General features: G+C 40.0%; 13 protein-coding genes and 1 pseudogene. 12 read left to right on the forward strand and 2 right to left on the reverse strand.

Going from position 1 to position 12,703, the window contains the following annotated elements:
• Positions 1–20 precede the first annotated feature (20 nt).
• The 12 genes and pseudogenes from B4N43_RS11820 (at position 21) to B4N43_RS11875 (ending at position 10,922) form a co-directional block, all read left to right on the forward strand.
• Positions 21–2,459 (forward strand): TonB-dependent receptor, encoded by a 2,439-nt coding sequence (locus B4N43_RS11820; protein ID WP_286734849.1) that lies wholly within the window; start codon positions 21–23, stop codon positions 2,457–2,459.
• A 186-nt stretch (positions 2,460–2,645) separates the two neighbouring features.
• The gene (locus B4N43_RS11825; protein WP_075993441.1) at positions 2,646–2,996 is read left to right on the forward strand and encodes a hypothetical protein; all 351 of its coding nucleotides are present in this window, start codon (positions 2,646–2,648) and stop codon (positions 2,994–2,996) included.
• 175 nt (positions 2,997–3,171) lie between these two features.
• Positions 3,172–3,474 carry an urease subunit gamma gene (gene ureA / locus B4N43_RS11830; protein ID WP_075993440.1) on the forward strand — a complete coding sequence of 101 codons (303 nt, stop codon included), beginning with the start codon at positions 3,172–3,174 and terminating at the stop codon, positions 3,472–3,474.
• Positions 3,475–3,492: 18 nt separating this feature from the next.
• Positions 3,493–3,798 (forward strand): annotated as a pseudogene (gene ureB / locus B4N43_RS11835) (urease subunit beta); the annotation flags it as partial.
• Positions 3,799–3,863: 65 nt separating this feature from the next.
• Positions 3,864–5,585, forward strand: coding sequence for an urease subunit alpha (gene ureC / locus B4N43_RS11840; RefSeq protein ID WP_070567879.1), 1,722 nt, complete (start codon positions 3,864–3,866; stop codon positions 5,583–5,585).
• Between the two features lie 158 nt (positions 5,586–5,743).
• Positions 5,744–6,331, forward strand: a complete 588-nt coding sequence (locus B4N43_RS11845; protein ID WP_286734852.1) for a hypothetical protein — start codon at positions 5,744–5,746, stop codon at positions 6,329–6,331.
• 3 nt (positions 6,332–6,334) lie between these two features.
• The gene (locus B4N43_RS11850; RefSeq protein WP_286734853.1) at positions 6,335–6,877 is read left to right on the forward strand and encodes an urease accessory protein UreE; all 543 of its coding nucleotides are present in this window, start codon (positions 6,335–6,337) and stop codon (positions 6,875–6,877) included.
• Positions 6,878–7,046: 169 nt separating this feature from the next.
• Positions 7,047–7,736, forward strand: a complete 690-nt coding sequence (locus B4N43_RS11855) for an urease accessory protein UreF (protein ID WP_075994884.1) — start codon at positions 7,047–7,049, stop codon at positions 7,734–7,736.
• 12 nt (positions 7,737–7,748) lie between these two features.
• Positions 7,749–8,387, forward strand: a complete 639-nt coding sequence (gene ureG / locus B4N43_RS11860) for an urease accessory protein UreG (protein WP_075993436.1) — start codon at positions 7,749–7,751, stop codon at positions 8,385–8,387.
• Between the two features lie 2 nt (positions 8,388–8,389).
• Positions 8,390–9,187: an urease accessory protein UreD gene (locus tag B4N43_RS11865; RefSeq protein ID WP_075993435.1), complete on the forward strand. Its 798-nt coding sequence runs from the start codon at positions 8,390–8,392 to the stop codon at positions 9,185–9,187.
• A gap of 10 nt (positions 9,188–9,197) precedes the next feature.
• The gene (locus B4N43_RS11870) at positions 9,198–10,088 is read left to right on the forward strand and encodes an urea transporter (protein ID WP_120332584.1); all 891 of its coding nucleotides are present in this window, start codon (positions 9,198–9,200) and stop codon (positions 10,086–10,088) included.
• A gap of 27 nt (positions 10,089–10,115) precedes the next feature.
• Complete coding sequence (locus B4N43_RS11875) at positions 10,116–10,922, forward strand: DUF2490 domain-containing protein (protein WP_286734857.1); 807 nt, start codon at positions 10,116–10,118, stop codon at positions 10,920–10,922.
• On the opposite strand, the gene B4N43_RS11880 is transcribed toward B4N43_RS11875, so the two are convergent.
• Positions 10,919–11,806: a helix-turn-helix domain-containing protein gene (locus B4N43_RS11880; RefSeq protein ID WP_075993432.1), complete on the reverse strand. Its 888-nt coding sequence runs from the start codon at positions 11,804–11,806 to the stop codon at positions 10,919–10,921. The genes B4N43_RS11875 and B4N43_RS11880 overlap by 4 nt on opposite strands.
• Positions 11,807–11,959: 153 nt before the next feature.
• Positions 11,960–12,535 (reverse strand): DUF1572 family protein, encoded by a 576-nt coding sequence (locus B4N43_RS11885; RefSeq protein WP_286734860.1) that lies wholly within the window; start codon positions 12,533–12,535, stop codon positions 11,960–11,962.
• Positions 12,536–12,703 lie beyond the last annotated feature (168 nt).

The raw sequence follows: 12,703 nt of genomic DNA on the forward strand, positions 1-12,703 counted from the left end.
AAAATATATAATTTATTCGAATGAACAACGTAATGAAAGCGCTAGCTTTCGCTTTATTGACAAGTGCTTCCGTATCGGGAGCGGTGTATGCACAACAAGGTGTGGCACTATTTGGTAAGATCCAGGATGAAAACGGTAATCCAATTTCAGGGGTTACATTAACTCTGGCAGATCGACAACAACAGACAAGTTCTAATGCTCAGGGCGAATTTAGTTTTACCGGAATAACATCTTTTCCTGTACAGTTACGTGCAGCTGCAATCGGGTATAAACCTGTATTGCTGGATTTGAATACGGCCAACTGGAATGCAAAAACGGGAGTTCGATTGCTTATGGTAGCCGGTGATAATACATTGGATGAAGTATTGGTTACGGGTAGACGCAACAATTCATATCTGACAAATAATATGGAGCTGGGGGGTAAATTTGCAGGAAAATTAAAGGATCTACCGCAATCTGTCGCTGTACTCAGTAAGGAATTTATCGAAGATAAACAGGCTTTTACTACTGGAGCGCTGGTACAGGACCTGGCTGGTGTGACAGAAGCATCTTCCTATGATGATGTTGTTATCCGCGGTTTCAAAAGCGGTTACGAAACGGGTGTTCGACTTGTCAATGGTTTACGCTCGGGGTATGGTTATGGTAACAGTTATTATAATTCACCGTTAACGATCAATCTTGAAAATATCGAGGTTTTGAAAGGGCCTGGGGCATCTTTGTTTGGGGATATTGTGCCGGGTGGTACAATTAATATGACGACAAAGAAGCCTTTGGAAGATTTTAAGGGGCATGTGAATTTTGCCGGCGGTAGTTTTGAAACGATGCGAACGACTGTAGATCTCGGTGGACCATTGGATAGTGCCAAGCGTATTTTATATCGTTTTAACGCGGGTTATGAAGATACGAAGACTTTCCGTGACGTAAATCGTCAGAAACGAATGATGATTGCTCCTTCCTTCACCTTCAAACCAGCTGAAGGCACGGTGGTTGATATTGACATGGTCTATAATCAGTTCAACGGTTATCTTGATCGGGGAATGGGTATTAAGGAAAATAACTTTTATGCTTTGCCCAGATCATTTACGTTGAGCCAGCCTTCCGATTTTTATAATTCCAAAACTTTTTCGTTAAGCGGCCGCTTGTCTCAGCGTCTGGCAGAACATGTTAGTTTGAATCTGAGTTACATGAAATCCATCTATCAGGAGGATGTCAATGAACACCGGACAATGAACACGTTTGCTGATGCACCACATAATACCATTATGAATATGCGCTTTTTTGATCGCCATGGGCGTGATTATACCGATAATGTTGTCGGTTATGTCAAGTGGGATCTTTTGGGCGATAGAGTTGATCATCATTTGGTTGCTGGGATTGATTTTGCCCAATATCGGGGCGACAAAGAAAACCAATTGCGGGAGGCTAGGCAGCAAACTATAGATGGTAAAGTTGTTCCTTTGACTTTTGATTTGAACAATCCCACTTATACGACTCATGATCTGACGAATTATGTATGGCGTACGGGAGTCGCTTATCCTTTTTTGAGCCCTTATAAAACAACGGGTAAATATATTCAGGATCAAATCAGCATTGACGACCGACTTAAACTTATTGTAGGTCTACGTCATGAACACTATTCTTCTGAGACACTTGATGGACAAAATCGGTTTCATGCGACACAAAATGCCTTATTACCTCGTTTTGGTGTAACCTATGGAATTAATAAGCAGATTAACTATTTTGCAAGTTATTCACAGGGGTTTGTGCCTGTAGGCGCCAATTTTATTCAAAACTATAAAGATTATGGTGCTGATAAACCCTTTGATGCCGAGCGGAGTTTCCAGGTGGAAACAGGGGTGAAGACGGGTTTCTTTAAGGAACAATTGCAGGTTGATCTATCCTTATTCCGAATTGAACGACGGAATATGCTCATTGCCACAGGGGCTATCAATGATTCAGGGCTGCCGGAATATAGACAATCCGGCAAAGCGCTATCGCAGGGTGTTGAACTCGATGTGCGTGGGCAGTTGACACGGGAGTTTCAGGTTATGGCCAATTATACCTATAATGATACGGAGGTGAAATCATCCTCGGTTCCTTCTGAAATAGGACAGTCCCTGCCGGGAGCACCCAAAAATATGGCGAGTGCCTGGTTAAAATATGTGTTTTCAAATAGTACCTTAAAAGGCTTAGGTTTTGGTGCTGGTGTTTATTATGTAGACCGTAAGCGGATGGACAATAGTATCGGAAAGGATAGCGATGGAAATGCACTCTGGGGACAATGGCCATCTTATACAACTGTTAATGCAGCGGCCTATTACCACATCGGTGCTATGAAAATGGCCGTAAACCTGAACAATGTATTCGATAAATATTACTTTTTAGGTGGTTTTGACTACACGAGAGCCTTTGCTGGTGCACCGAGAAATATCATGGTATCAGTTGGTTACTCTTTTTAAATTCGAAAGATTGATCTAAAATCTCCAAAGCGGGCTTTTTCAACAAATTTGGACTATTTAATTCAAGATTTGTGCTAGTCAAGTAGCCCGCTTTGGTTGTAAATTTGAACAACAAATAATAGAATTGTGAACACAAGAATGAGGTATAGTTTAGTCTTTTTAGTTTTCCTTTTGAGCACCCTGCTCATGAAAGGAATAGCTATACCGACGCATTCTACTGTCCAAAGTTTACCCGTCTTCCGGATAAGCCTGGCGGCTTTCCATACTCATGTAGAACAAGGTTCAGGAAATTCCGAGCGGGAAAATTTGGTCGCTGCGGTTAAAGATCATGATGTCTATGATATCACCGAACAGATGGACCTCAAAGATGAATGGAGCAAGCTGCTCTATTGGGGAGTGCTTTCAATTTGTCTTTTTGTATTCTGCTATCCTGTACGTCTCAAAATTCAGAATAACAGAAGGCCTTATATGGATCGATTGATCCTTCCGCCAAAATATATTCTTTTCCAAAGTTTAAAGATCCCGTTTCTGGGGTAAAAATTTCCATTTCTTACAACGGTTGAGAAAAGATAGACCTTACGCTGCGTAGGGGTGTAATCTGTCCTATTCATCACGATTTTGAACGATTTTTTTAAGTCGTATGGCCTTGTCGTGACCTGTACTCACCGTGACTTGTTTTAATTCGAATAACAACAATTTAAATAATATTTATATGCATTTATTACCTAGAGAGACAGAGAAGCTATTGCTTCATCTTGCCGGCGAACTAGCGAAAAAACGTAAAGCTAGAGGACTTAAATTAAACTATCCGGAGTCTATTGCATTGATCAGTAGTGAACTTTTGGAAGCTGCTCGTGACGGACGTACTGTTGCGGATTTAATGCAGTATGGTGCAACGTTGTTGACACGTGAAGATGTCATGGAAGGTGTCCCTGAAATGATTCATGATGTACAGATTGAAGCTACATTTCCAGATGGTACAAAACTGGTTACTGTTCATAACCCGATTCGCTAATTGTTAAAAATATAATCTATGATCCCAGGAGAATTTTTTATTGCAGATGGCTATGTTATCTGCAATGAAGGTAGAGAAATTACAACGATCACTGTGACAAATACAGGTGATAGACCAATTCAGGTAGGTTCACATTTTCATTTCTTTGAGGTGAACAAAATGATGGAGTTTGATCGTGAAAAAGCATTTGGCAAACGGTTGAATATTATCGCCAGTACAGCAATTCGTTTTGAACCAGGTGAATCAAAAGACGTCGAATTGGTCCCTTATGCAGGTGCAAGAAGGATCTATGGCCACAATGATTTGGCAAATGGAGATACCGAAACCGAAGTTGCGAAAGCAAATGCAATGAAAAAAGTAAAAGAACAAGGCTTTAAAAACAAAGTATCATGAGTTTAAAAGTTAGCAAATTAAATTATAGCGCCATCTTTGGCCCTACAAGTGGAGATAAAATCCGTTTAGGAGATACAGATATCATTATTGAAGTCGAAAAAGACTATGCTTACTACGGCGATGAAGCCAAATTTGGCGGTGGTAAGACTGTCCGTGACGGGATGTGCCAATCTTCAGTTCATACACGTGATGAAGGTACATTGGATATGGTGATCACTGATGCTATCGTCATTGACCACTGGGGTATCGTGAAAGGTGATATTGGTATTAAGGATGGTAAAATTGTTGGTGTTGGTCGTGCTGGAAATCCGGATACAATGGACAATATTACACCAAATATGATTATCGGTGCTTCTACTGAGGTACATGGTGGATCGGGATATATCTTAACTCCAGGTGGTATTGATACCCATATTCACTATATCAGCCCAACACAAGTTGAAACGGCCTTGTATAGTGGTGTTACAACAATGATTGGTGGTGGTACAGGTCCAGCGGATGGAACAAATGCAACTACAGTAACACCGGGTAAATGGAATTTACGCCGCATGTTGCAAGCTGTTGAAGACCTTCCAATGAACTTCGGTTTCTTTGGTAAAGGAAACGTAGGTACGGAACAACCTATTGTGGAGCAAATTGAAGCAGGCGCGCTAGGCGTTAAAATCCACGAAGATTGGGGTGCTACACCAGCAACAATCGACAGAGCTTTGACTGTTGCAGATCAATACGATGTGCAAGTTGCAATCCATACAGATACATTGAATGAAGCGGGTTTCCTAGAAGATACGATTCAAGCTATCAATGGACGTGTCATCCATACATTCCATACAGAGGGTGCTGGTGGTGGTCACGCTCCAGATATCATCAAATCGGCGATGTATCCAAATGTTTTGCCAGCATCGACAAATCCAACGCGTCCATTCACAAAAAATACGATTGACGAGCACTTGGATATGCTGATGGTTTGTCACCACTTGAGTAAAGAAATTCCGGAAGACGTCGCTTTTGCTGACTCTCGTATCCGTCCAGAAACGATTGCTGCTGAGGATGTACTGCAAGATCGTGGTGTATTCAGTATCATGAGCTCGGATTCGCAGGCAATGGGACGTGTAGGTGAAGTCATCACACGGACTTGGCAGACTGCAGACAAAATGAAGAAACAAGTAGGCCCATTACCTGAAGACGAAGGCAAGGACAACGATAATTTCCGTGCACGTCGCTATGTAGCGAAATACACGATCAATCCAGCAATTGCTCATGGTATTTCCAAATATGTTGGTTCAATCGAGCCCGGTAAAATTGCCGATATGGTGATCTGGCGTCCTGCTTTATTTGGCGCAAAACCAGAAATGATTATTAAGGGCGGGATGATTATCGCTTCAAAAATGGGTGATGCGAATGCTTCTATTCCTACGCCACAGCCAATTATTTTAAGAACAATGTTCGGTGGTTTAGGTAAAGCTGTTCACCAAACTTGTTTTGACTTTGTCTCTAAAATTTCATTGGAAAAAGGAATTAAAGAAGAGTATAAATTAGAAAGAACCTTACTTGCTGTAGAAAATTGTCGGAATATCTCCAAAAAAGATATGATCCACAATGACGCTACACCTGAAATTATCGTTAATCCAGAGAATTATGAGGTAAGTCTTGACGGTGAGATCTTGCGATCAAAACCGGTTGATACAGTTTCGTTGGGACAACGATACTTCTTGTTTTAACCCTATACTACTTTTTTATGGCGTGATCCGATATCACGCCATAAACTATGAAAAACAATATGTTGATGAAATCATCATGGGCTTATCAAAAGCGCATAAAGAGAGGGAATAATGACTGCTCATGATGCTTCATTACTGCTAAAATACGATTTACGCTAATGAAAAATTTGAAGACATTTTTAGGCTGTTGTATAGCAATAGCATGCTTTACGATACAATCGGCCTATGCGCAAAAGGGGGGTATCATGGTTTATGGGTCACTGAATTACCACGAAACAACAGCGGGGCATCAATTTAGTGCCGCTCCGGTAGGTGCTGCCTATTTTTTCACCGACAACATGAATGCGGGGCTAAACTATGGATTCAATTCTGCTAAGGATAAAGCACTGGATTTTACAGATCATTCGCATGAAATAGGACCTTTCTATAGTAATACTTGGCCTCTGAGTGAGCATTTCATGTTAATTGGCCAGGTTGATGTGCATTATTTGTGGGGCGATCAACATGTCGTTACCGGTGGTACTATGGTCGATGGTAAATACAATGGGTATCTATTCAGGGTGTACCCGCTTGTGGGTATCGCCTTGGGAAAAGGTTGGGCATTAAAAGCTAAAGTGGCAGAATTGTCTTATAAAAAGAAAACTAGTAAAGATGCCGCTATTCCCAGTGATCACGAAGTTATTACGGGAATCAATGGGTCTACAGTAGGTTTAGGCTTATCTAAAAATCTATTTATTAAAAATTAAAAAATGATAATCACGGAAATCACAAGGAATATTCAGGGTGAGCAGATCAATAAGCGTCTTGATTCGCTCGCTATTGAATGGTATGAGTCGACCAAACGTATTCAACGTTTACGTACAGCGGAGGGAATGGATATTGCCGTCAAATTGTTGGGTAATACATCCAGTTTGCAGGATGGCGATATCTTGTACGAAGATGAAGAGAAAATTGTTGTGGTAACGATCAAACCTTGTGAAGTCATCCGTGTCATGGCAATTGATTTCCTTCGAATCGCTTTTGTAAGCAGTGAAATTGGAAACAAACATTTGCCTCTATTTGTGGAGGCAAATGAATTGCTTATGCCTTATGAAAGGTCCATGTACGAGTGGTTAGCGAAACAGGGGTTTGACCCGCAACGTTGCGAACGCCAACTTTTACGTCAGCTCAACGCAAATGTCGACCCAAAACATCATCAGAAGATGAAGTTTTCGACGAAGAATATACCGCTCTTAATCAGCGATAAAGCCTTCATGAATTCGCAAGGGCCAGCAGCTATGAACGGAGATTGAAGATCCTTTCTGTCCAATAACCGAACGTAGCGAGCGCATTGATGCCTTAATGGGAAAAATAGGGATCAAAGGAAAAACTTGGTCAGCTTGAATGCCCAATGATAGCGAAGACTACGCAAGGGGCTGATTGGTCCTTGAAGATATATACTTACAATAAAAAATAATGTCAATGAAAAATACATTTCTAGGCAAGTTACTTCATCTAGCAGATCCTACATTGCCAATTGGTGGGTTTACCCATTCCAATGGACTGGAGACCTATGTGCAACAGGGCTTGGTCTGTGATAAGGCTACGGCGGACAATTATGTGCGTCATAACCTCTGGTATAATCTGAAGTACAATGATGCTGCTTTGATGAAATTGGCCTATGAAGCAACTTCTTCGCAGGACATGGATGCATTGATCGCCCTAGATCAAGAATGTACAGCATTAAAAAGTCCAAGAGAAATTCGCGATGCCAGTAAAAAACTGGGCGTCCGTATTTATAAAATATTCAGTCGGTATCAACAGCAGGATTTTATGTTGTCCTGGGGTGAATTAATCCAAAAGAAGGAAGTAGATAGTCATTACTGTTTGATGTATGGCATGTTGGCGTCACTTTTAGCAATTCCTTTGGAAGAAGCGTTACACGGCTTTTATTATAATGCCGCTATTACAATGGTGACCAATGCTGTTAAACTGGTGCCATTAGGGCAGTTGGATGGCCAAGATATACTTTTTGGTTTACATGATGATATACTTGATCTCTGCAAAGAGACCTTAACAGTTGAACGGAATTTAGTGGGCTTATGCAACATTGGATTTGACATCCGTTGCATGCAACACGAACGATTATATTCTAGAGTTTATATTTCTTAAAAAACAATTACAATGGAAAATAGAAAATATGTTAAAATAGGAGTTGGTGGACCAGTAGGGTCTGGTAAAACAGCATTATTGGAAAGATTGAGCAGACGTTTGATGAATGAAATTGATCTTGCAGTAATTACAAATGATATCTATACGAAGGAAGATGCGGAGTACATGGCTAAAAATAGTTTGCTGCCCCGTGAACGAATTATCGGTGTAGAAACCGGTGGTTGCCCGCATACGGCCATACGGGAGGATGCGAGTATGAATCTAGAAGCTGTAGATGAACTAGCAAGCCGCTTCCCGGATTTAGAGTTGATTTTGATTGAAAGTGGTGGTGATAACCTAACTTCTACCTATAGCCCGGATCTGGCCGATATTACCATTTTCGTAATTGATGTTGCCGAAGGTGAAAAAATGCCTCGTAAAGGTGGTCCAGCAATTACAAGATCTGATCTTTTATTGATCAATAAGAAAGATTTGGCACCCTATGTAGGCGCAAGCTTAGAAGTAATGGAGCATGATGCACGTAAAATGCGTAAAGGTTCTCCATTCTTATTTTCAAATCTAAAAACCGGAGATGGTTTGGAAGAGATTGTAGGCTGGATTAAAAAATACGCACTCCTTCAAGATGTTGAGGAACCTAATTTACTACGTTAGTTATGATCTGTTCTTTAGATATTAAAATAGCACATCGCGAAGGAAAATCCTTTTTAAAAGATGCATATGCGACACAACCGTTTCGTATCGTTCCAGTTGGACAATATCAAAAAGACAATGCAGCGTATCTGATGATTATGAGTTCATCGCCTGGTTTGTTGGATGGAGATGACCATCGTATTCAAGTTGATATTGCTCCGGGGGCTAAGCTGCAGTTACAAACGCAAGCTTACCAGCGTTTGTTTCATATGAAAGGCCATTCGTCCCAAACTATGGAAGTGAATATCGGTGAAAATGCGGTTTTTTCTTATGTGCCCCATCCTGTAGTACCACAACATTCGTCTCATTTTTTGAGCCATAACATTGTACATCTTGCTTCTAATTGTCACTTATTGCTTAGTGAAATCGTGACTTGTGGTCGGAAAATGTCCGGAGAAGAGTTTATGTACAATCACTTTCAAAATCTGACAGAATGTTATGTCAATGGTAGGCTTGTAGTGAAAGATAATGTATTGCTGCAGCCAGATCGTATGCCTATACAAGGCTTGGGTATTTTGGAAGGCTATACGCATCAGGGAACTTTGATCTACCTTAATAGTGCCGGCTTGAATCCAAGTGACTGGATCGAGACTTTCCATGAACAATACGGGGAAACTAAAGACGTTGCGTTTGGTATTAGTGAATTGCAGCACGACGGTTTTATGGTTCGCGTTTTAGGTTACGGTGCCGAGCAGCTTTATCTTCTTTTTAAAGAAATGCAGAGCGCATTATGGGACAACATATTTTTGAATAACAACTAATTATATTCCAATGAAAAATAACATCCTAGCTTTTGTAAAAGCTTTTTTTAAAGGATTTGGGCAAATTATGTTACAGGGTAACATTTGGACGGGTATTTTATTTATAGGCGCCATTATTTATGATTCGGCACTAATGGGCTTTGCGGGAATCCTCGCCAATATCGTCGGGGTATTGACTGCCAAGTTGATGAAATTTGATGAGGATCATATCAATGATGGACTCTTCGGATTTAATGCTACGCTTTATGGTATTGCTTTGGTTTTCTATTTTCAGACAAACGTCTGGGTATGGGGAGCTTTAATCGTCGGATCTGCGTTGACCACCATTTTGATGGGTTTTGCATTAAAGAAAAACCTGCCGGTATTTACATTTCCTTTTATCTTAATTACCTGGATCGCATTGTATGTGTTGAGTATTCCAGAATTGGCTTTACGGACGGTACCCGAGCATTTTGTTGATATTCAGGAAATGGATGATTTCTTAATCGAAGGCCATGCCTTTGGTCAGGTTATTTTTCAGGGTAGTTTAATTGCTGGATTGATCTTTTTCATTGGGGTTTTCCTGAGCAATCCCATGGGAGCACTTTACGGTTTCGCTGCTGTTATCATCAGTGTTTATATTTCGCATCATGGCCATGAATCTGCAGATATGACCAATAATGGCATTTTTAGCTTCAATGCGGTCTTGGTTGGAATCGCTCTGAGCGGCCCACGTGTTCGTGATGGCGTATATGTATTAATTGCTGTAATTATCGCCACATATTTCGATCACTTTTTGATTCACCATGGGTGGACGACATTGACTTTCCCATTTGTTTTTGCGATGTGGGCGATGCAACCGGTCAAACTTGTGGATAAATGGTTGGTGAATAAATTTTCATCAGCCGAAGGGACCTCCTAGTCCTTTTTGTGAACTAAAATTTTATGTATGTTTAAATTTCGTTTAATAAAACTATTCCCAATAATGCTCTTATTGGGAATTCATGTAAATACGGTCTACGGGCAAGTCAGTCCGCCGGGATTAGGAAAAGCAAGGACCGCATCTTGGTCTGTTCTGGGCCTACGCCGGAAACTGGATAGTGCGGGAACCAAAGAGGCACTAACCTACATCGGTCTGGGAACCAAAAGTACGCCTGACGATTCAAATCCATTTCATAAGCAGGCCATTTGGGTGTTAAACCATGAGGTCTATCATAAATTTGCCAAAAATCAACAATATAGCTATGCATTGAGCTATCGTCGCCAAAACGTTTATGATGAGGCAGCACCCTACCATAATGAAGGTGTCGAGCAAGAATTTAGGTTATATGGACGATATGCGTATACATTTACCCTGAATGATCGTTTGAAATGGAAAAATACCTTAAGGCAAGAGTTTCGAAAGTTCTTTACAGCTGATTTTCAGAAAACAGAAGAGAATTTTCAATTTAGGACCCGCTTGAAGTCGCAGCTAAATTTTAAAATTTCGGCTAAAAATAAACAAGAATTGGCTTTGAGCGCAGAAGGGCTTTTTGCAATCAGTAAGCTATACGAACCTGCTAGTGCATGGTCTAGCTTTGATTATAAAGAGAGCCGTCTGGGTTTCTATTACATGACTGATATTCCAAAAACACCTTTACGATTGGATCTGGGGTATATGAACGACTTAATTAAAGGCTATGACAAAGTAGATTTTGGCGTTCATTATTTGGCCGTAGATTTAATCTGGAATCTACCTTACAGTAAAAAACATTAGCCCGCCATAAACTTATGTTTTCTATAGTCACTGGGTGAATACCCAGTGATTTTTTTGAACAGCCTAGTGAAATACGAAGGCGATTGAAATTTCAATTCAAAGGCTATACCGGCAATATCTCTCGTAGCATCCTGCAGCAGAATCTGGCTATGTAAGATACTTATTTCGCTAATCCATTGCTTCGGTGGTTTATTGGTCGCTTCTTTAACACATTTATTGAGGTAGTTTTCTGAAATATGCAATAAATTGGCATAGAATAATACGTTTTTATGATCGATATGGAATTTTTGTACATATTCGCGAAAACGGAAAGCAATATCTAGCTGTCGGCTCATCGGGGCCTTTGTTTCAATATCCGATTTTATCACCTTTAATAAGATACACTGCATCATTGAAATGCAGACTTCCATCACACGGCCCTCAGTAAAAAGTTCTTCTTCCAATAATACCAACATTTGTTGGATCCAATGTGCTACATGGGCTTTTAGTGTGGTAAAAGGATGGGAATTGAAAAATTTAATATCGTTTATACCGAGTTCAATATCAGTCACAATTTCATTTTCATAGACCACAAAAAAACCTTCTACATCATCAGAGATTGCCAGTGTGGCCGTGATATTGCCTTGTTTGATGTTAATGACTTGATTTTCAGTTAATGTGTAAGATGCGCTTTCGAGATGTTGGGTTAGGGATCCCTTCGTTACAAAAATGAGAAAATTAAACGTTGTACGATAGGGGATGACAGGCATCAGGATACTGCGTAGGTAATTCTCAATTCGATAGACTTGAATTTTATTTTCATTGAATAAATTGTGCTCAGAAACATCAGGTAGAAATAACTTTTTGTACTCGTAATTGTTGATGATCTTAATCGAATTTTTCATAGTCTTAAAACAACGTACTTACTAATGAAATCAACTAAAAAAGAATAGTTGTATGTATGACAAATATACTTAAAAGTTTGCGAAAAACAGGTTAAAATCCAATGCTTTCATTCAAGTAATTACTCGTGCTAATGGAGGGTAAAAGCCTATTTACTACATATTCTCGTGATTTCCTTTTAGAAACTCGGAGGTGAAATGTTGTTGCTGTTTTTCGTGGCTAAATTTCTCCCTATTATAGGAAGCCGAATGACCTTTGGGTATCGATAAGGTGGACCATTTATCATCCAAACATATTTTTCCGATATAGAGAATCTGCCCGATGTGGTAAGGATAATGTGCGAGTTGCCGCAAGATCGCTTCCATGACGGTATGTCCTTGATTACGGATATAGATGATTTTAACGAGATCTTCTTCTCCGAGAGATTCAATTGCTTGAAATAGACAAGCCCATCCAGCATTCCAATAGGTAATAAGCTCGTCGCGATCTGTCCAGTTGTTCTCAAATTCCTGATCCCGGTTCCTATTTTCTTTTTCACCATCTGTGCTGAGAAAATCCGTCCAACGGGAAAGCATATTTCCACCTAAATGTTTTACAATTAATGCAATGCTATTGCTTGAATCATTTGGATGCCAAAAGAGCTGTTCAGTGCTTAGTTGAGTAAATGTTTTATCACCCAATGATTTATAATATTGAAATTGCTTTATACAAGTCGCTAAGAAATTATCCATTACGCCGAAAGTTTATCATTTATATTAATATACAAAAATGTCGTGAAACCGAGACCTAAAATAGTTTTTTTGAGCAGAAATCTGGTGGTGTTATCGATCTCACTAATTTCCTGATACAGCTTTTTGAAGTGATTAATGTGTAAATTTAGAAGGAGAAGGAGAAGGAGA

The organism is Sphingobacterium sp. UBA1897 (assembly GCF_002337775.1).
GTDB classification, from domain to species: domain Bacteria; phylum Bacteroidota; class Bacteroidia; order Sphingobacteriales; family Sphingobacteriaceae; genus Sphingobacterium; species Sphingobacterium siyangense.

Coding starts and splice junctions, on each gene's coding strand:
- B4N43_RS11820 (WP_286734849.1), top strand. CDS start 21: ATGAACAACGTAATGAAAGCGCTAGCTTTCGCTTTATTGACAAGTGCT.
- B4N43_RS11825 (WP_075993441.1), top strand. CDS start 2,646: ATGAAAGGAATAGCTATACCGACGCATTCTACTGTCCAAAGTTTACCC.
- ureA (WP_075993440.1), top strand. CDS start 3,172: ATGCATTTATTACCTAGAGAGACAGAGAAGCTATTGCTTCATCTTGCC.
- ureC (WP_070567879.1), top strand. CDS start 3,864: ATGAGTTTAAAAGTTAGCAAATTAAATTATAGCGCCATCTTTGGCCCT.
- B4N43_RS11845 (WP_286734852.1), top strand. CDS start 5,744: ATGAAAAATTTGAAGACATTTTTAGGCTGTTGTATAGCAATAGCATGC.
- B4N43_RS11850 (WP_286734853.1), top strand. CDS start 6,335: ATGATAATCACGGAAATCACAAGGAATATTCAGGGTGAGCAGATCAAT.
- B4N43_RS11855 (WP_075994884.1), top strand. CDS start 7,047: ATGAAAAATACATTTCTAGGCAAGTTACTTCATCTAGCAGATCCTACA.
- ureG (WP_075993436.1), top strand. CDS start 7,749: ATGGAAAATAGAAAATATGTTAAAATAGGAGTTGGTGGACCAGTAGGG.
- B4N43_RS11865 (WP_075993435.1), top strand. CDS start 8,390: ATGATCTGTTCTTTAGATATTAAAATAGCACATCGCGAAGGAAAATCC.
- B4N43_RS11870 (WP_120332584.1), top strand. CDS start 9,198: ATGAAAAATAACATCCTAGCTTTTGTAAAAGCTTTTTTTAAAGGATTT.
- B4N43_RS11875 (WP_286734857.1), top strand. CDS start 10,116: ATGTTTAAATTTCGTTTAATAAAACTATTCCCAATAATGCTCTTATTG.
- B4N43_RS11880 (WP_075993432.1), bottom strand. CDS start 11,806: ATGAAAAATTCGATTAAGATCATCAACAATTACGAGTACAAAAAGTTA.
- B4N43_RS11885 (WP_286734860.1), bottom strand. CDS start 12,535: ATGGATAATTTCTTAGCGACTTGTATAAAGCAATTTCAATATTATAAA.